Annotated in this window: 15 protein-coding genes; 5 read left to right on the top strand and 10 right to left on the bottom strand. The window is 71.3% G+C overall.

Going from position 1 to position 18,638, the window contains the following annotated elements; all coding sequences use genetic code 11:
• Nucleotides 1–536 (top strand): RICIN domain-containing protein (locus tag FLX07_RS24295; protein ID WP_142573670.1); only part of this gene is annotated, 536 nt, incomplete at its 5' end.
• Between the two features lie 82 nt (nt 537–618).
• On the opposite strand, the gene FLX07_RS24290 is transcribed toward FLX07_RS24295, so the two are convergent.
• Both FLX07_RS24290 and FLX07_RS24285 read right to left on the bottom strand, forming a co-directional pair.
• On the bottom strand, nt 619–2,790 hold the full coding sequence (locus tag FLX07_RS24290) for a helicase-associated domain-containing protein (protein ID WP_142573668.1): 2,172 nt from the start codon (nt 2,788–2,790) through the stop codon (nt 619–621).
• 53 nt (nt 2,791–2,843) lie between these two features.
• Nucleotides 2,844–3,380, bottom strand: coding sequence for a TetR/AcrR family transcriptional regulator (locus tag FLX07_RS24285; protein WP_142573666.1), 537 nt, complete (start codon nt 3,378–3,380; stop codon nt 2,844–2,846).
• 86 nt (nt 3,381–3,466) lie between these two features.
• Here FLX07_RS24285 and FLX07_RS24280 point away from each other — a divergent pair, with 86 nt between their 5' ends.
• A complete protein-coding gene (locus tag FLX07_RS24280) occupies nt 3,467–4,612 on the top strand; it encodes an FAD-dependent oxidoreductase (RefSeq protein WP_208762359.1) in 1,146 nt (381 codons plus the stop codon).
• Nucleotides 4,613–4,661: 49 nt separating this feature from the next.
• Here FLX07_RS24280 and FLX07_RS36615 read toward each other — a convergent pair whose 3' ends face one another.
• On the bottom strand, nt 4,662–4,829 hold the full coding sequence (locus tag FLX07_RS36615) for a hypothetical protein (protein ID WP_167748365.1): 168 nt from the start codon (nt 4,827–4,829) through the stop codon (nt 4,662–4,664).
• A gap of 56 nt (nt 4,830–4,885) precedes the next feature.
• Nucleotides 4,886–5,218, bottom strand: a complete 333-nt coding sequence (locus tag FLX07_RS24275; protein ID WP_142573661.1) for a winged helix-turn-helix transcriptional regulator — start codon at nt 5,216–5,218, stop codon at nt 4,886–4,888.
• Between the two features lie 122 nt (nt 5,219–5,340).
• Between FLX07_RS24275 and FLX07_RS24270 the strand changes: the two genes are divergently transcribed.
• Both FLX07_RS24270 and FLX07_RS24265 read left to right on the top strand, forming a co-directional pair.
• Nucleotides 5,341–6,192: an MBL fold metallo-hydrolase gene (locus FLX07_RS24270; protein WP_142573659.1), complete on the top strand. Its 852-nt coding sequence runs from the start codon at nt 5,341–5,343 to the stop codon at nt 6,190–6,192.
• Nucleotides 6,189–7,067, top strand: coding sequence for an alpha/beta hydrolase (locus tag FLX07_RS24265; protein ID WP_142573657.1), 879 nt, complete (start codon nt 6,189–6,191; stop codon nt 7,065–7,067). Before FLX07_RS24270 ends, FLX07_RS24265 begins: the two co-directional genes overlap by 4 nt.
• Nucleotides 7,068–7,212: 145 nt before the next feature.
• Here FLX07_RS24265 and FLX07_RS24260 read toward each other — a convergent pair whose 3' ends face one another.
• The 5 genes from FLX07_RS24260 to topA form a co-directional block, all read right to left on the bottom strand.
• Nucleotides 7,213–8,064, bottom strand: a complete 852-nt coding sequence (locus tag FLX07_RS24260; protein WP_142573725.1) for a PSP1 domain-containing protein — start codon at nt 8,062–8,064, stop codon at nt 7,213–7,215.
• 93 nt (nt 8,065–8,157) lie between these two features.
• A complete protein-coding gene (locus FLX07_RS24255; protein ID WP_142573655.1) occupies nt 8,158–9,330 on the bottom strand; it encodes a DNA polymerase III subunit delta' in 1,173 nt (390 codons plus the stop codon).
• Nucleotides 9,331–9,336: 6 nt separating this feature from the next.
• Entirely contained in the window at nt 9,337–11,400 is a 2,064-nt protein-coding gene (tmk, locus tag FLX07_RS24250) for a dTMP kinase (RefSeq protein WP_142573653.1), read from the bottom strand.
• A 155-nt stretch (nt 11,401–11,555) separates the two neighbouring features.
• On the bottom strand, nt 11,556–12,920 hold the full coding sequence (locus tag FLX07_RS24245; RefSeq protein ID WP_229689496.1) for a metallophosphoesterase: 1,365 nt from the start codon (nt 12,918–12,920) through the stop codon (nt 11,556–11,558).
• Nucleotides 12,921–13,074: 154 nt separating this feature from the next.
• Nucleotides 13,075–15,780, bottom strand: coding sequence for a type I DNA topoisomerase (gene topA / locus FLX07_RS24240; protein ID WP_142573651.1), 2,706 nt, complete (start codon nt 15,778–15,780; stop codon nt 13,075–13,077).
• A gap of 232 nt (nt 15,781–16,012) precedes the next feature.
• On the opposite strand from topA, the gene FLX07_RS24235 reads away from it, so the two are divergent.
• Entirely contained in the window at nt 16,013–16,204 is a 192-nt protein-coding gene (locus FLX07_RS24235; RefSeq protein ID WP_220499497.1) for a DUF5703 family protein, read from the top strand.
• 334 nt (nt 16,205–16,538) lie between these two features.
• Here FLX07_RS24235 and FLX07_RS24230 read toward each other — a convergent pair whose 3' ends face one another.
• On the bottom strand, nt 16,539–18,560 hold the full coding sequence (locus FLX07_RS24230; RefSeq protein ID WP_142573649.1) for a chaplin family protein: 2,022 nt from the start codon (nt 18,558–18,560) through the stop codon (nt 16,539–16,541).
• Between the last annotated feature and the right edge of the window lie 78 nt (nt 18,561–18,638).

The following is an 18,638-nucleotide window of genomic DNA, read 5'->3' as shown; positions in this document are numbered from 1 at the left end:
GCGGCACCCACGACCTGTATCTCCGGTTCACCGGCGGCAGCAGCTACCTGATGAACGTGAACTGGTGGCAGTTCACCGGCAACGGGGGGCCGACCACCAGCCCCTCGCCCACACCCCCGGCATCGCCCTCGCCGTCGGGCACTCCGCAGGCGACGAGCGCGATCCGGGGCACGGGCTCGGGCCGGTGCCTGGATGTCACCGAGGCCTCACAGACCAACGGGGCACAGCTGCAGATCTGGGATTGCAACGGGCAGTCCAACCAGCAGTGGACCTCCACGAGCGCGGGTGAGCTGCGGGTCTACGGCAACAAGTGCCTGGACGTGAACGGCGCGGGCACGGCCGACGGCACCAGCGTGCTCATCTGGGACTGCAACGGGCAGAACAACCAGAAGTGGCGCTTCAACTCCGACGGCACCATCACCGCGGTCGGGGCGAACAAGTGCCTGGACGTGTCGAACTACGGCACCGCCAACGGCAGCAAGGTGCACATCTGGACCTGCCACGGCGAGACGAACCAGAAGTGGACCCGCGTCTGACGCCGTCCCCAGTCACCTGACTGTCTAAAAATCGGCCCGGCCAGGGGCGGCGCGCTGAGCGCCGTCCCTGGCCGGTCGCACGTCAGGCACGCCGGCGCGCGGCTCTCTCGATGATCGCCACCCCGGTCTCGGACTCCAGCGCCGGGGTGTAACCGGCGGCACGCAACCGGGCCAGGGTCTCCTCCTCACCCACCACACTGATCAGGACGGTCGGGGCGATCTTGCGCAGGCCCAGCGCGCGCAGCGCCCGAGAGCGGGCGAGTTCCTCGACGAGCGCTTCATCGTCGGAGCGCAGGCAGCACCCGGAGCGCACCACCCGGACGCGCCCGTGCGTACGGGCGGTGTCCTTGATCAGATACTCCAGCGGTTGCGGCAGGGGCGCCTCGGCCACCTCGGCGAGCCGCGCGAGCAGGACGTCGGCCTCCTGCCCCCGGTCGAAGGCCCGGCGCACGGTCGAACCGGAGAAGCGCCACACCACGGCGTGCCCCTCCGACTCGCGATCGGCGACGTCGTCGAGCAGTTCGGCGAGCTCCTGGCCGGGCATCCCGCGGACCACGGCCGTCAGATCGGCCTGAAAGAAGGCGGTGGCCTGCGCGGGCGGGAGCATGGCCGCCAGGGCGTCGGCCAGGGCGGGCTCCGGCGACGTCCAGGCCTCACCGCTGAGCAGCAGGTCGCGTACGACACGGCCGACGCCGGTGAGGGCGCCCCCGGCGACCAGGCCGAGCGACTCGGCCTCACGCACGACGGCGCCGACCAGATCGTCGCCCGCCCCCGACTCCGCGAAGTGGCGCGGGCGATGCCAGGCCGCCCGTTCCGTCACGTACGGCAGGCTGTCGGCGCCGACGCCCCTGCCCGGGGGAAGCGCGGCGAGCGCCTCGAAGACGGCGCCTCTGATGTCGACCGCGTACGGATCCTCGGGCTCGGTGAGTGCGACCGGCGTCCCGGCCTCCTCCGGCCAGTAGGTGTAGACGGCCGGTATGGTCGCCCAGGTGGCGATGATCGCCACCAGCCGCTCGGCGGGAGACCGCTTCAGCCAGTCGTCGTAGTCCGTCGCCGGCAGCAGGCTCACGACCGGCTCAGGCAGCTTGCCGCGATGCCCCTTCGGCCGCTGCACCGGCTCGGCGTGCAGGCCGAGCAGTCCGGCCTGCATGGCCAGGTCGAGCCAGAGCCGGGTGACGTCGTCGGCCACGCCTGCCGCTTTGGCGATCCGCTTGGTGTCGCGGACCGCCAGACCGCCGGCCTTGCGCAGGACGGGAGGCTGGTCGGCACACGCGGCGAGCACACGCTCGATCTGGGACAGCGCGGCGGTGGCGGCCGCCTGGCCGGAGCCGTCGGCCCCGGCGGCGTCGGGCAGACCGGCCGGGGGCCGCGGCGGCTCCGGGACGAACGGCACGCGCAGTTCGCCGAGCGCGGCCACGGCGACCTCGATCGGCACCTCCGCCGTGTCGTACGGCCCGGCGGGCAGGAGGAGCCCGCGCGCGGCCAGCCAGTCGGTGTTCGGGTCGCCGGAACCTCCCGGCCGGAAGGCGTACTTCGGCGCCTGCTGGTAACCGAAGCCGCCGCGCGCCTGATAGGCGTGGGTGAGCACCTGCGATCCGTGCCCGATGATGTCGAGCAGCCACTCCCGGGCCTCCGCGGGGGCCTGGGCGAGCAGGGTCCGCACCCGCTCCTGGTCGGCGAGCAGGCCGAGCACGTTCCGCTCCGCGCCCTCGCGCGCCCTGGCCTTCGGGAATCCCAGGGTCTCGGCGATCGCGTGGACCTCCGGAGCGTTGAAGTGGAGCCTGATGAGCTCGGCCGCCGGGCGGCCCAGCCCCGCTGACTCGGAGAGATGCGCGTGGACGCCGGTGGACACGATCACGTGGTCGTCGTGCGGCGGAAGCACCAACGCCATGTCGGCGAGCGCGTCCAGGGTGGCGGCGGCGCGCGCCCGCAGGGCGGCATCGCTCCCGGCCAGCAGGTCGAGCACGTCGGCGCGGGGCACGGCCCTTGTCGCCGGGTCCGCGTCATGCCAGAGGTTGAGCAGCGGCCCGTGCCGCTGCGCCGCCAGCCATGCGACGGCCGACAGCGCCTGGTGCTGAGGAAGGGTGCAGGACCGCGCGAGCGAGAGCGCCGCACGCGGCTGGAGCAGCAGCCGGGCGAGGTCCTGTGGGGTCACGTCGTCTTCGGAGGTGAACCCGACCCGGGCGAGGATCAGCCGCCGGTCCTCTGGCGACTTCGTCTTCAGCCATGTCTCAAGGCGGCGCCGGGTGCTCACCACCGCAGCGTATTACTCCGCGTTCGGCGGCCGGACCTGTCGCCGCACTCGTTTCACTCGGTGAGGTAGCGCTGGACCGTGGGGCTCAGCCACGCGATGAGCTCTTCCTCCGTTGCCGCCACCATCGGCGGAAATTTCAGGATGTAACGCGACAGGGCCAGGCCCAGCACTTGCGAGGCGATCAGGGAAGCGCGCACGGGAGCCCGCTCCGGATCGCCGGTCAGGTCGACCACGAGCGGCATGACCTGGCCGGCGAAAATCGTCCGCATGCGTTCGGCCGCGGCCTCGTTCGTCACGCCGGTGCGGAGCAGGACCTGCAGCCCTTCGTCGGCCTCCCACTTGCGCAGGAAGTGGCGGACCAGGCCGGCGCCGGCCTGGTCCGGCGCCAACGCGGGCAGTTCCAGATCGAATTCGGCCGCGGCGGCGAACAGCTTCTCCTTGGTGCCGAAGTAGCGCATGACCATGGCCGGGTCGATCCGCGCGTCGGCGGCGATGGCCCTGATGGTGGCCTTGTCGTAGCCGTCGGCGGCGAAGCGTTCGCGGGCAGCGGCCAGGATCACGGCCTTGGTCTCGGCGGAGGATCTCCTCATGTCAACGATTGTAGGCCAACGACTGTTGACTTCCTACTCGTGGCGGGCTTACGTTCATGCCAACAGTCGTTGACAAAGGAGGTGCCGTGAACGCCGAAGTACTCATCATCGGAGCCGGACCCGCGGGGCTCACCGCCGCGATCGTCCTGGCCCGGCACGGCAGGCAGGTCATGATCGTGGACGCGCGGGCGGAGGGCGCCAACACCTCTCGCGCCGCCGTCGTGCACGCACGCACCCTGGAGGTCCTGGAGCCGTACGGCGTGGCCGACCGGCTGGCCGCGCACGGCATCCACATTCCGGTCTTCACCATCCGCGACCGTGACAAGGCGCTGGTGCCGGTGCCCTTCGGCGGCCTGCCCACCGCCTACCCCTACACGCTGATGATCTCCCAGGCCGACACCGAGGCCCACCTGCTGGCCCGCCTGCACGAGCTCGGCGGCAAGGTGACGAGGCCCGCCCGGGTGAGCCGCGTCGAGCAGGACGCCGACGGCGTCACCGCCACCCTGGACGACGGGCAGCGGATCCGGGCCGCCTACCTGATCGGCGCCGACGGCATGAACAGCACCGTCCGCCAGAGCGCCGGGATCGGCTTCACCGGCGGCACCTACGCCGAGTCGTTCGTCCTGAGCGACGTCCGCCTGTCCGGCGGGGTGCCACAGAACGAGGTCACGCTGTACTTCTCGCCCGCCGGAATGGTCGTCGTCGCCCCGCTACCCGGTGGCCTGCACCGGATCGTCGCCACCGTGGACGAGGCCCCCGAAGACCCCGGCATCCCCTTCGTGCAGCACCTGCTCGATACCCGCGGCCCCGAGGCCGAGCCCGCGCGGGTGCGGGAGCTGATCTGGAGCTCGCGCTTCCGGGTCCACCACCGCATCGCCGACACCTACCGCCAGGGCCGCCTTCTGCTGGCCGGCGACGCCGCCCACGTGCACTCGCCCGCCGGTGGCCAGGGCATGAACCTGGGCATCGACGACGCCGTACACCTGGGCGAGGCGCTGGCCCGGGTGCTCGACGGCGAACCGGACAGCCTGCTCGACTCCTACGCGGTCATCCGCCGCGCGCAGGCCGAGCAGGTGGTCGCCCTCGCGGGGCGGCTCACCACGCTGGCCACCGCCGCCACCGGCCGCCGTGTGCTGCGCAACCTCGTCCTCGCCCTGGCCGGCCGCATCCCCGCCGTCCGCACCCGGCTGGCCTGGCAGTTGTCCGGCCTGAACAGACGAGACGCCGCGTGAACGCCCATAAGGGACGCCCCGTGAAGCTCGGCGACTGGAGCTCTGCCCGCTACTCCTCGGGCTCGCTCACCGCCACCGCCTGGGCGTCGCCGTACCTCGCGTTGTGCCCCACCACCGTGCCAGGGCCCAGCGGGGTGTCCACCGCGAGGCCCGTGCGCGGCGCCGACGCCCGGAACTCCTGGTAGAGCGGGTGCTCGTACTTGTGTCTCGGAGCCATGGGGCAGCCGGAGGGAGCCGTCGATTTCGTCGACGCTCCAGGCGGGTGGGTAGCGGCTATCGACCCGCGTGTTCCGCCGCCCAGGCGCAGATGGCGCCCAACGGTTCGCGCAGCGTACGTCCCAGGTCGGTCAGCGCGTACTCCACGTGCTGGGGCGCTGTGTCCTTGATGACCCGCCGTTCGACCATGCCGTCCGTCTCCAGGCCTCTCAGCGTCTCGGTCAGCACCTTCTGAGTGATGCCAGGCAGCCGCCGGCGCAGTTGGCTGTGCCTCTGGGGACCGGCCAGCAGTGCGTAGATCACCAGTACCCGCCACTTCGCCGCGAACCGCTCAAGGGCCTGTCGCGTCGCGCAGCTCTCCTCCAGCATGTCAGGGATCACGGGATCCATGCGGCCCTCCTCCGTATGCCTGCCCCGATGGGCACCGCGAAGTGCCTTCTGGCCCGAAGACCCTGGCACGCCTAGCCTCTCACCATCGCTTCGGCGATCACCAGAAGGACAGGGGCGCAAGCATGAGTGATCTCGTCATCCACACGTACACGGCGGCGGAGCCGGGCCTGTTCGCCAACAGCTACCTGCTGGAGACAGCGGAGGGGGTGGTCCTTGTCGATGGCAACCTGCTCGTCTCCGACGCCCGGGCCCTCGCGGCGCGCCTGGCCGCGCTCCGCAAACCACTGCTCGGAGCGTTCGTCACCCACGCACACCCCGACCACTTCAACGGCCTGCCGTACGTGGTGGACGAGGACGTGCCGGTTCACGCCTCGGTCGCGGTGGCCGAGACGATCGAGCAGATCGCCGTGCCCAAGCGGGAGCAGTGGCAGCCGGTGTACGGCGACGAGTGGCCCGACCGGTATCGGGTACCCGACCGCCTTCTGAAGGAGGGGGACATCATTGAGGTCGCCGGCCTGCGGGTCCGGATACACGACCTTGGGCCGGCGGAGAGCCATGCCGACTCCTATCTCCTGGTGGAGGCGGGCGGGAGACGGGTGGCATTCACAGGCGACCTGGCGTTCGGCGGAACGCACCCCTACACCGCGGACGGGCACTCCACGGCCTGGCTGCACGTCCTGGATCGCGTGATGGACGAGCTGGACGGTCTGGTGCTCTACCCGGGCCACGGCTCCCCGAGCGACAGCGGCATGCTCGTCCGGCAACGGCAGTACCTGCTGCTGTACCGGGAGGTCGTGCGGCGGCTGGCCGGGGACGGCCCCTCGCTGACGGATCGGCAGAAGCAGGAGTTGACCACGGTAATGAGCAGATTCCTGCCGGATGCGCCCCTGGAGTGGCTCATCGGTCTGGGCGCCGATGCGGTGGCCGCCGAACTGTCCACCCTGGCCACCACGTCGGGGGAGGCCGGGCGATGACAACCACGATACGGACCGAGCGGGTCACCTTCTCGGCAGCCGGTGTAAAGCTCGTCGGAGAGCTCAGGTTGCCCGAACGGCTCGAACCCTCGCCCGCCGTCGCCCTAACCGGGCCCTTCACCGGTGTGAAGGAGCAGGTCACGGGGCTGTATGCGGAGCGACTGGCCCGGGCGGGTCTGGTCACTCTGGCTTTCGACCATCGAGGGTTCGGTGAGAGCGGAGGGCGCCGAGGGCACGAGGACAGCGAGGGCAAGCTCGCCGACCTGCGCTCCGCGGTGACCCTGCTCGCCCGCCGGGCAGAGGTCGACCCGGGCCGGATCGGCCTCGCCGGGGTGTGCCTCGGCGGCGGGTACGCGGTGCGGGCGGCCGCCACCGACCCACGGGTGAAGGCCGTCGCCGGAATCGCAGGCGCCTACAACAACCCGGCCTGGTTCGCCGAGCAAATGGGCGACGACGCCTACCGGACCGCGCTCGCGGGTTTCCTCGACCGCTACGACGAGTATCTGCCCGCTGTGGCGCCCGGCGGCGGCGAGGCCGCGATGCCCGGTGACGAGCCGTACGCCTACTACGGCACCTCCCGTTCCGCATCGCCGCACTGGGACAACCGGGTGACCTGGGGGTCGCTCCATTCGCTGATGACCTTCGACGCGCTCGGCGCGGCCCCGCTGCTCGCCGCTACGCCGCTACTCGTCGTCCACGGGCGGGTCGACGCGTACTGCGCGCCCGAGTTGGCGGACACACTCCTCCAGCGGAGCCCGGGAAACAAGGAGATGCTCTGGCTCGACTGCCGTGAACACATCGACCTGTACGACGTGGAGCCATATGTCACGCGCGCCGCCGAGGCGACGGCGGGTTTCCTGCACCGCCATCTGTGAAAGCAAGGCCCCGCGCCACGGCAACAGGGAAGCACCTCCACGGCACGAAATCGTTGCGCACCTCCGGGCATGCTGGGGTACAGGCAGCATCGGAGAGATCTTCGATGGCGCACCCGTCGGAGAGTTCGACGATCATCGTTGATGGTCAGGTACTCGGGTCGCTCTCGGCCACCGTCTCAGTTTCGCCGTACATCGCGTCATGCTGCTTGCGCGGGGCGCAGACGCTGGCCTTGGAGCAGGCGCAGCGGCGGCCGCCCTCGTTGAGGCGGACGATGACGGAGTCGGACGGCACGTTGTGCCCCACCACCGTGCCCGGGCCCTGCGGGGTGTCCACCGCGAGGCCCGTACGCGGCGCCGACGCCCGGAACTCCTGGTAGAGCGGGTGCTCGTACTTCAGGCAGCACATCAGCCGGCCGCAGGCGCCCGCGATCCTGAGCGGGTTGACCGGCAGGTCCTGATCCTTGGCCATCCGCACCGAGACCGGCTCGAAGTCCTTGAGGAACGTCGCGCAGCACAGGTCACGCCCGCAGGGGCCGATGCCGCCCTGGAGCCTGGCCTCGTCACGCGGGCCGATCTGCCGCAGCTCGACCCGGGCACGCAGGTTGCGGGCCAGGTCGCGCACGAGCGCCCGGAAGTCGACCCGGTGGGGGGCGGAGAAGTAGACGGTGTAGACGTTGTCGGCGTCCAGGTAGTCGACGCCGACCACCTTCATCGGCAGCTCGTGCCGTTTGATCAGACGCTTGGACACGCTGCGGGCCTCCGCCCTGCGGCGGCGGTTGCTCTCGTCCCGGGTCAGGTGCTCCTCGGCCGCGATGCCCTGACAGACGGGCAGGCCGTCGACGTCCTCACTCACGTACTGCGGCGCCCACACGCACTCGGCGACCTCGGGTCCGGAGTCGGTCGGCACGAGGACCTTGTCACCCACCTTGGGAGAGTGGCCGCCCGGATCGAGGTAGTAGAGCCGTCCGTAGCGGGTGAAGCTCACGGCCATCATCATGCCCAAGCGCCGGCCCTCCTCGATCCGTACGGCTAACGCGTCCGAACCCACCATACGTGCCGTACGGCACCGGCAGTCATCGAGCGTTCCGTCCTAAGCGGGCGAGCGGAGCGCGAGAGTCATGGCCTCGACCGCGATCTGCGGGTTCACGTTGGCCGCCAGCCGCTCCCGGCACTTCATGATCGCGTCCGTACGGAGGAGCGTCTGCTCGGGAGCCGACGAGCGCGCCACGGCCTCCACCTCGTGCCTGCGGTCCTCGTTGACCAGCTCGACCGGGGCCCCGAACTGCACGGCCAGCACGTCGCGGTAGAACGCCACGAGTTCGAGCAGCGCGAGGTCGAGGGAGTCGCGCTTGACGCGGGTCGCCCGCGACTTCTGCATGGTCTCGAGCTCCTTGAGCGCTCCCGCGCCGCCGCGCACGAGGCCCTTGTTGAGCCCCTTGCCGGAGGAGCCCTCGCCGTAGACCTTGCGCAGCTCGGCGGTCTCGACGTCGTTCAACGCGGTCGTGGCCGCGTCCGCGTCCGCGGTGGAGGTCTTCACCAGCCGCTCGGCGGCAGCGATGCACTCCGCCACACCGGTCAGCGCGCGGGGGATCGACAGCACGTCGTCGCGCCTGCGCCGCGCCTCCTCGTCCAGCGCGAGCCGCCGCGCCCGGCCGATGTCCCCCTGAGCCGCCCGCGCGACGTCGAGCGCCACGTCGTGGGGCACCCCGTCGCGGGTCACCAGCACGTTCGCGACCGCCTCGGTGGAGGGCATGCCCAGCGTCACGACCCGGCAGCGCGAGCGGATCGTGATGATCATGTCGTCCGGGGAGGGCGCGCACAGCAGCCACACGGTCCGCGGCGGCGGCTCCTCGATGGCCTTGAGCAGCGCGTTGGCCGCCGCCTCCGTCACCCGGTCGGCGTCCTCGAACAGCACGATCCGCCACCGGCCGAGCGTGGGCGCCCCCGCCGCCTTGAGCACGAGTTCGCGCGTCTGCCGCACGCTGTACGACAGTCCCTCGGGCCGGACGAACGTGACGTCCGGGTGCGAGCCGACCTCGACATGATGGCAGGCGTCGCAGTGGCCGCACCCCTGATCGGGACAGAGCAGCGAGGCCGCGAACGCCGTGGCGGCCGCGGTCCGCAGGGCCGGCCCGGTGAAGAGCCAGGCGTGGGTCATGCCCGCGCCGCGCCCTCCGGCGATGGCCTCCGCGGCGGCCGACGTGGCCCGCCGCATCACGTCGATCGCCCGGTCCTGCCCGATCAGATCCCCGAAAACGGTCATGTGCGGCTATCCGAAGTCGCGGATGGCGGGCATCGTGCCGGTGGCCTCCTCGGCCTCCTGCGGCACCGGGTCGGGCAGGATCTCCCGCACCCGGTCCTGGATCAGGTGCGTCACCTCCCGCTGGTCGAGCGTGCCGTCCACCACGAGGTAGCGGTCGGGGTCGGCCGCCGCCAGCGCCCGGAACTCCCGCCGCACCCGCTCGTGGAACTCCAGCGGCTCGGCCTCGATGCGGTCGGCGGGCGAGGCCATCCGCCGCAGCCCGACCGCGGGCGGCACGTCGATGAGCACGGTCAGGTCGGGGACGAGCCCGCCAGTCGCCCACTTGTTGATCCTCGCGACGTCCTCCTGGTCGAGCGACCGCCCCGCGCCCTGGTAGGCCAGCGACGAGTCCACGTACCTGTCGGAGATCACCGTCGAGCCGCGCTGCAGGCCGGGCCTGATGACCTTCTCCACGTGCTCGGCCCGGTCGGCGGCGTACAGCATGGCCTCGGCCCGCGGCGACAGTCCCTGGTGGGCGGCGTCGAGCAGGATCGCCCGCAACCGCATGCCGACCTTGGTCGAGCCCGGCTCGCGGGTCTGCACGACGTCGAAGCCCTGGTCGCGCAGCCAGATCGCGAGCAGCCGCGACTGGGTGGTCTTGCCCGAGCCCTCTCCGCCCTCGAAGGCGATGAACAGACCGCGTTCGAGGTCCGCCTCCTCCGGCACGAACCGCCGCCCGCGCAGGGCGGTCAGCAGGTCGACCCCGATGGGAATCCCCGGCCGGTCGTCCATGTGCCGCAGCGCGACCACCCCGACGGCGATCGCCAGCAGCGCGCCCAGGAGCAGCACGAGGTTCGTGCCGTCGAAGCGGTAGCTGATCCCGGCGACCCCGACGGCGTGCGTGCCGAACAGCGCGGCCAGCGTCGAGGCCACCGCCACGACCAGCAGCAGCACCACCCTGGCCAGCGACTGCAGGAAGGAGAACGTGCGGCCGCGCAGCCCGTCCTCCACCTCCAGGCCGATCATCGTGTAGCCGATGATCCAGGCGATGCCGGCGCAGGCGCCCAGCATCACGGTCAGCACGACCACGACGACCAGGTTCTGGATGAGCGCGACGGCGGCCAGCGTCAGCCCCGCGAGCACGATCGACAGCCCGAACAGCCGCCGCCTGGACAGGCCCTTCAGCAGCCGCAGGCCGAAGAACATGCCGAACGCCATGCCGAGGAAGACGGCGCAGAACACGGCGCCGTACCCCGCGTCACCGCCGCCCAGGGCCTGCACGTACGCCTTGGCGACGCCGACGACGGCGCCTCCGGCGGCGAACGCCCCGAGCATGCCGATGATCAGCCCGCGCACGACGCGGTTGCCGCCGACGAACCGCCATCCCTCGGTGATCTGCCGGAGCACCGAGGGCGCCGACACGTGCCTGACGTGGTTCTTCGGAATGGCCCGCAGCGTGAAGACCATCACGGCGGAGGCCAGGTAGGCCAGCGCGTTCGCGTACAGCGCGACGCTGGTGGCCGCGACGTCGAACGACGGAGCGGCCGCCGAGATCGTCGTGACCACGCCCGACACGACCGCGAACAGCGCCGCGGCCACGGGCGCGGTGCCGTACGTGACGAGGAGGTTGAGCTGGTTGGCCTCTTCGAGCCGTTCCTTCGGCACGAGGTTGGGCACGGTGGCGTCCTTGGCCGGCACCCAGAAGAGGTTCACGCATTCGACGAGGAACGTCGCGATGATCACCCACTGGTAGTTGCCGACCAGCGGGATCGACAGCACCACCGCGAACCTGGCGAGGTCGGCGACGACCATCGTCAGCCTGCGGTCGAACCGGTCGGCCACCGCGCCGCCGAGCGGGCCGAGCAGGATCGCGGGCAGCATCTTGGCGACGAAGACGCCGCCGATGGCGAGGCTCTGCGCCTGGAAACCAGATCCTGCGGTCAGATTACCGGCCAGGGCGGTCAGCGCGATGATGTTGAGCCAGTCGCCGAGGCTGCACGTCGCCATCGCCGTCCACAGCCTGCGGAACGGCGCGTTCGCCAGCACGTGCGGCTGCTTGCGGCGCGCGGCGGCCCGGCCAGGGGTGCTCATGATGTCAGCGTATCCAGGTGCTCGCTGGGCTTGGGAGACGGACGAGCGTGCCACTGGGGCCTGCCCGTCGCCTGAGGGTATTACGTCCGCCTCGTCCTCGCTGTCGAGATGGCACCAATGCTCTGCCCGGTTCCGCTTCCGGCGATCCGGAGCGGTCAGGCGCGCAGCTCGATGAGGGTGATCTCGGGCGGCGCGCCCACCCGGACCGGCGGCCCCCAGAAGCCCGCACCCCGCGTCACGTAGACCTGCGTGTCGCCGCCACCCGTGCGCGGCACGCTCGCCAGCCCCGCCACCACGGGCTGCTGCAGCGGCACGAGCAGGTTGAACGGCGCCATCTGCCCGCCGTGGGTGTGCCCGGACAGTTGGAGATCGACTCCGTGCGCGGCGGCCTGCGTCACCTGGACGGGCTGGTGGGCCATGAGCACGACGGGCCGGTTCGCGTCGCGGCCCCCGAGCGCCCGGTCGAGGTCCGGGCCGTCGCCCGACGGCACGCCGTTGAGGTCGTTGACGCCCGCGAGGTCCAGTACGGCTCCCGCGTGCCGGATCTCGACCCGCTCGTTGAGCAGCGGCCGGACGCCCAGCGAGCGCAACTCCTCGATCCATTCCTGGGGGCCGCCGGCGGTGTAGTACTCGTGGTTGCCGGTCACGAAATACGCGCCATAGCGGGATTCGAGGGACCCGAGGGGGGTGGCGAGACGGCCGAGCTCGGCGACCGTGCCGTCCACCAGGTCACCCACGATCGTCACCGCGTCGGCCTGCAGACCGTTGATCATCCGGACGATCCGCTCGGTGTGCCCGCGGCCGCTCAGCGGGCCGAGGTGGATGTCGCTGACGACCGCGATGCGCAGCCCGCTCATCCGGGGGTCGAGCCGGGGCAGGCGGATCGGCACCCGCTCGATCACCGGATCGCCCAGGGCCCGGCTCGCGCCGTACCCCACGGTCGCGAGCGCTCCCACGGTCACGACCGCGGAGGCCGTACGGGAGATGAACAGCCGGCGGTCGATCGCCGGGGCGTCCGCCGCGGCCCCCTCCGCCGCCGGCCTGCCTGTCGTGGCCGTGCCGTGAGCGGCAGGGCCTCCCCCGGCCGCGGCTCCGGCGAGGACCACCTCGTCCACCGGCGCCGTCTCCCCCTCGGCCCGGCCGGCCGGGGCCGCGGTTTCGGCCGCACGACGGCGCCTGGACGTCACGAACGTCGCGACCGCCCGGGGCACCTCCATGACCAGGCCGAACACGAACAGGTAGAACATCACGGCCAGCCACAGGTAGCCGGGCCAGGCGACGACCCGCTCCACGTCCATGCCGAGGCCGAGCCGGCTCCCGCCGAATGTCACCACCATCACGGCGGCCAGGATCACGAGCACCCACGTCAGCACCCGGCGCGAACGCGATCCCGGCGTCGTCGACGCCCTGACGAGCCGCCACCACAGATAGCCGTGCACAACGACGACGGCCACCACAATCATGCCGACGAACCCCACGAGAACTCCCCTCGACCGGCTGGCGATCAAGGGCCGGCTCACGACGATGCTACGAGCTCACGCCGGCAGCCGCGTCCGTCGTCCACAGCCGGGGGCCGGCTGTGGACAGACGCGGCGGCACGACGAAGCCGCGCCCGGGCACGTCACCACACCCGCCGCCCTGCCCTGACGGGACGGCGGGACGCGCGGACCGGGGTCAGGGCTTCCCGGCGGGCTTCTTCGCGGCGGTCCTGGCCCGAGGCGCCCGCTTGGGGGCGGGCGCCCGCTCCCGCCGCTCGGCCAGCAGCTCCGCCGCCCGCTCCAGCGTGATGTCCTCGACCGTGTCGCCCTTGCGCAGCGACGCGTTGGTCTCGCCGTCGGTGACATAGGGGCCGAAGCGGCCCTCCTTCACCACGATCGGCTTCTTGGAGTTCGGGTCCTCACCCAGCTCACGCAGGGGCGGCGCGGCGGCGGCGCGGCCGCGTCCGCGGGCCTTCGGCTGCGCGAACAGCTCCTTGGCCTGCTCGATGGTGACCGTGAGCAGGTCCTCCTCCGAGGTCAGCGAGCGCGAGTCGGTGCCCTTCTTGATGTAGGGACCGAACTTGCCGTTCTGCGCGGTCACCTCCTCGCCGTCGATCGCGCCGACGACCCTGGGCAGCTGGAGCAGCTTCAGCGCCTGCTCCAGGGTGATCGTGTCGAGGGACATCGTCTTGAACAGCGAGCTGGTCCGCGGCTTGGGTGCGTCGGCCTTCTTCGTCCGCTTCTTTCCGTCGGCCGGCGCGGGCTCCTCGGGCAGGATCTCCGTGACGTACGGGCCGAAACGGCCGTCCTTGGCCACGATTGTGCGGCCGGTCGCCGGGTCGACGCCCAGCTCGCGGTCGCCACTCGGGCGCGAGAACAGCTCCTCGGCCTTCTCGGCAGTCAGCTCGTCCGGCGCCATGTCCTCGGGGATGTTCACCCGGGCGCCGTCGCGGTCGAGGTAGGGCCCGTAGCGGCCGACCCTGATCAGGATGTCCGTCCCCCTGATCGGGAACGAGCTGATCTCCTTGGCGTCGATCTCGCCGAGGTCGGTGACCATCTCCTTCAGGCCCTCGTCACCGTCTCCGCCGCCGAAGTAGAACCGGTGCAGCTCGGGCACCCGCTCAGCGCGGTCGTTGGCGATGTCGTCGAGGACCTTCTCCATGTCGGCCGTGAAGTCGTAGTCGACCAGGTTGCCGAAGTGCTGTTCGAGCAGGTTGACCACGGCGAACGCGAGGAACGACGGCACCAGGGCGGTGCCCTTCTTGAACACGTAGCCCCGGTCGAGGATCGTTCCGATGATCGACGCGTACGTCGACGGCCGCCCGATCTCCCGATCCTCCAGCTCCTTGACCAGCGACGCCTCGGTGTACCGTGCGGGCGGCTTGGTCGAGTGCCCGAGCGCGGTCAGCTCGGCCGCCGTGAGCCGGTCGCCCTCGGTCAGCGTGGGCAGGCGCTTCTCCGAGTCGTCCCGGTCGGTCGCGGGGTCGTCCGCGCCCTCCACGTACGCCTTGAGGAAGCCATGGAAGGTGATCGTCCGGCCGGTGGCGCTGAACTCGACGTTCTCGCCGGCGCTGGACGCGCCGCCGACCTTGACCGACACCGACTCGCCGACCGCGTCCTTCATCTGGGAGGCGACCGTACGCTGCCAGATCAGCTCGTACAGCCGGAACATGTCCCCGGACAGGCCGGTCTCGCCCGGCGTCCGGAACTCCTCGCCGGACGGCCGGATGGCCTCGTGCGCCTCCTGGGCGTTCTTCACCTTGCTCGTGTAGACGCGCGGCTTGTCCGGCACGTACGCCGAACCGTACAGCTTGACCGCCTGGCTGCGGGCGGCGGTGACGGCGGTCTCCGACAGCGTGATGCTGTCGGTACGCATGTAGGTGATGTAGCCGTTCTCGTACAGCCGCTGGGCCACCTGCATCGTGTACTTGGCGGAGAAGCCCAGCTTGCGGCTCGCCTCCTGCTGCAGCGTCGTGGTCCGGAACGGCGCGTACGGCTTGCGCGTGTACGGCTTGCGCTCGACCGACCGCACGGCGTAGGACACGCCCTCCAGACGGCCGGCGAGGGCCGTCGCGGCGGCCTCGTCGAGGTGGAGGACGTCGGAGTTCTTCAGCCTGCCGGTGGAGGCGAAGTCGCGGCCCTGGGCCACGCGCCTGCCGTCCACGCCGGTCAGCGTGGCGGAGAACGTCCGGGTGTCGTCGCCCGCCCGGCCGGTGTCGAACAGCGCCTGCAGGTCCCAGTAGTTGGCGGCGGTGAACGCCAGGCGCTCCCGCTCGCGCTCCACCACCAGCCTGGTGGCGACCGACTGGACACGACCGGCGGAAAGCCGCGGCTTGACCTTCTTCCACAGGACCGGGCTGACCTCGTAGCCGTAGAGGCGGTCGAGGATGCGCCGGGTCTCCTGGGCGTCGACCAGGCGGAGGTTGAGGTCGCGGGGGTTGGAGACCGCGTCCCTGATCGCGTGGGGGGTGATCTCGTGGAACACCATGCGGTGCACCGGGATCTTGGGCTTGAGCACCTCGCGCAGGTGCCAGGCGATGGCCTCGCCCTCCCGGTCCTCGTCGGTGGCGAGGTAGAGCTCGTCGGCTTCCTTGAGAAGCTGCTTGAGCTTGGACACCTGCGACTTCTTGTCCGGGTTCACGACGTAGAGCGGCTCGAACTCGTGGTCGACGTTCACCCCGAGGCGGGCCCATGCCTCGCTCTTGTACTTCTCCGGGATGTCATCGGCCTTCTCCGGAAGATCGCGGATGTGTCCGATGCTCGACTCGACGATATAGCCGCGCCCGAGGTACCCGGCGATCGTCTTCGCCTTCGCGGGCGATTCCACGATCACCAGGCGGGTTCCGCCGGCGTTGCCGTTGTTGGCTGGCACGCTGCTTCCTACCTCGCTGTCCGCTGTCATTCCCCGTACTGCCGGGCTTCGTACTCCCGGCTCATGACACCCTCGTCGTCCGGGCCGGGGGCGCTTACCCCCGTGGGGCGCCGACGAGGCGCCGCTTTGACGGTACCTGCCGCCGCACGTTCCTCCCCCCCGGGCTACCCGGTTGTGTCCGGGAATGTAACCCGCCTGGCGCTGTTATCCACGGAGACGCAGAATAGAGCCCATCGAGTTCCCTAGCACGCCCCGGAGACCAATGGCTGTGCTCGACTACTCTTATCTGGACCTGTATCTCCCTCGCGGCACCCCTCGTGAGGTGGCGAGGCAGATGCTCACAGAGCATGCCGAGCACGGAGACTGGGAACTGGAGCGGCTACGCCTTTATCCCGACGGCAGCAGGCGCGTCCGGCTGCGTCGGAAGATCATACGGGCCGCCCGGACCATGTGAGCCTCCGAGGACGCGGACGCCACGGTCAAAAGGGCTTTGCCCATCCGCGGTGTCGTCGACGCCATGACCGTGGGTGCTCCATCTGTCCCGAAACAGTACCCGACAAAAGAGCTTTGCCCGCCCCGGGCCGCGCCCCCGGAACGGGCAAAGCGTTCGTGCCCCCTCCACTGGTGGTGGGGGGCGTCCTGGTCGCCCGCGCCGGGAGCATCTGGCAGACGCTCCCTGGCGCGGGCGAGTGATATCCCTCGCCTCCGTCAGCCGCGCGCCGCCGGATCACTTCCGTACGGCCGTCGCCGCCGGAGGTGTTCCCGTGCCGTCACGCGCGGCCGTACGACTACTTGCGGCCGAACCGGAAGCGGCGGGTGACGGCGAACAGGCTCGCCGAGGCGGCGAACATGGCGCCGAGGGCCAGTGCGAGGAACGACGCCGGGTTCATCCCGGTCAGGCCGACCGGCTGCTCGGCGCTCATCAGCTTGAGCCCGCTCAGCTTGTCCAGCGGCAGCACGCCGGCGCTCTTCCCGAGGTCGCCGGTCGGGAGGTTGCGCGCCGTGTCGGCGACGGGCAGCGAGGCGGTCGCGTCCTCCAGCGTCTTGGTGGTGGGCAGCGAGCTGGTCGCGCCGTCGAGCGTGCTACCGGCCTTCTTGCCCTTCGCGGCGGGCGCGGCGGGCAGGCTCGGCGTCTCCGGCAGGCCGAGCATGTTCGGCAGATCGCCGACGACCGGAGCGGAGGGAGTGGCGGCGGCGCTCATCGGCTGCACGGTGTGCTTGCCCGACAGCACCGACGCGCCCGGCATGGCGGGCATGGCCCCACCGCGGGCGGCCTTGTGCTGGTGGGCCCAGTGGCCGTGGCTCTTCCAGCCGCCGCCCACCTGGGCGCCGCCCAGGCACCCTGCGGCGGCGTCGCCGAGCACGGCCACCGAGTTGCCGCAGATGTTGATCGGCGCGGTGATCGGGGCGACGATCTGGTTGCCCGCGAGGATCCCGTGCTTGCCCGAGGTGATGTTGCCGCCCGCGCCGACGCCACCGCCGAGGACCGATGCGCCGCCCCGGCAGCCCGCCTGGGACTTGCCGATGACCGACACCGCGTTGCCGCAGATGTTGATCGGAGCCGTGATCGGCGCGACGATCTGGTTGCCGCCCAGGATCGAGCCGTGGCCGGACGTGACGTTGCCGCCCGCGCCCCGGCCGCCGTGCTTGCTCCAGCCGCTGATCGCGGTCGCGCCGCCGCGGCAACCCGCGAAAGCGTGGCCGATGATCGCGACGGCGTTGCCGCAGACGTTGATCGGAGCCTTGATCGGGGCGACCACCTGGTTGCCGCCACCGACGCTGTGCACCCCGCTGGTGCGGTTGCCGCCTGCGCCGCCGCCGTACCCGCCGTGGCGACCGTGACCGCCGTGACCGGGCGTGGAGCCGCCGTGGCAGCTACCCGAGCCGTTGCCGCACACGTCGGCCGGCGTGGTGATCGGGGTGACCACCTGGGTGCCGCTGCCGACCGAGTAGCGGCTGTCGGTGTCGTGGCCGGTCGAGCCGGGACGGTGCCAGTGACCGCCTCCGTGGTGACCGCCGTACCCACCATGGCCGCCGTGTCCGTGACCGCCGTGGCCGTGACCGCCGTGGCCGCCGGAGCCGCCCACGGACGAGCCGCCGGTGCAGCCCGAGAACGCCTTACCGATGACCGCGACGGAGTTGCCGCAGACGTTGACCGGCACGGTGATCGGCGCGACCACCTGGTTGCCGCCCAGGATCGAGCCGTGGCCGCTGGTGCGGTTGCCGCCGGCGCGGACGACGTCACGGCCGCCGCCGACGAAGGCACCGCCACGGCATCCGGCGGTGGCGTTGCCGAAGACGGCGATCGAGTTGCCGCACAGGTTGATCGGCGCGGTGATCGGCGCGACGACCTGGTTGCCGCCTCCGATGCTGTGCACGCCGCTGGTGCGGTTGCCGCCCGCGCTCGCGTGCCGTCCCGAGCCCTTGACGGCCGCGCCGCCGCGGCAGCTCGCGTCCGACCGGCCGATGACCGACACCGCGTTGCCGCAGGCGTTGACCGGGACGTTGATCGGCGCTTCGACCTGGTTGCCGCCGAGGATGCTGCCCGCTCCGGAGGTCTTGTTCTGCCCGGCGCCCACGCCCGCGCCCTGCACGGCCGCGCCGCCCTGGGAGGAGGCCCGGGAGTCTCCGGCGACCGCCACCGCGTTCCCGCTGATGTCGATCGGCAGGGTCACCGGGATGTCGACCTGGTTGCCGCCGAGCACCGAGTGACTGCCGTCGGTGTCGGCGAAGGCCGTACCACTGCCAAGGGCCATGACGCCGGCGGCCAGAAACGCCGCGGAGGCTGAGCCCTTCGCCCACGTTCGCATGATAAATGCTCCTAGTGGTTTTTCTAGGGGGGTTACCTGACAACTCGCGACGCGTGTCCAGGCCGCATGAGCACAGCG

It is taken from the genome of Microbispora bryophytorum (genome assembly GCF_006874465.1).
Lineage (GTDB): Bacteria > Actinomycetota > Actinomycetes > Streptosporangiales > Streptosporangiaceae > Microbispora > Microbispora bryophytorum.
Note: the sequence above shows the minus strand (reverse complement) of the source record. Positions and strands in the feature narration are given on the sequence as shown.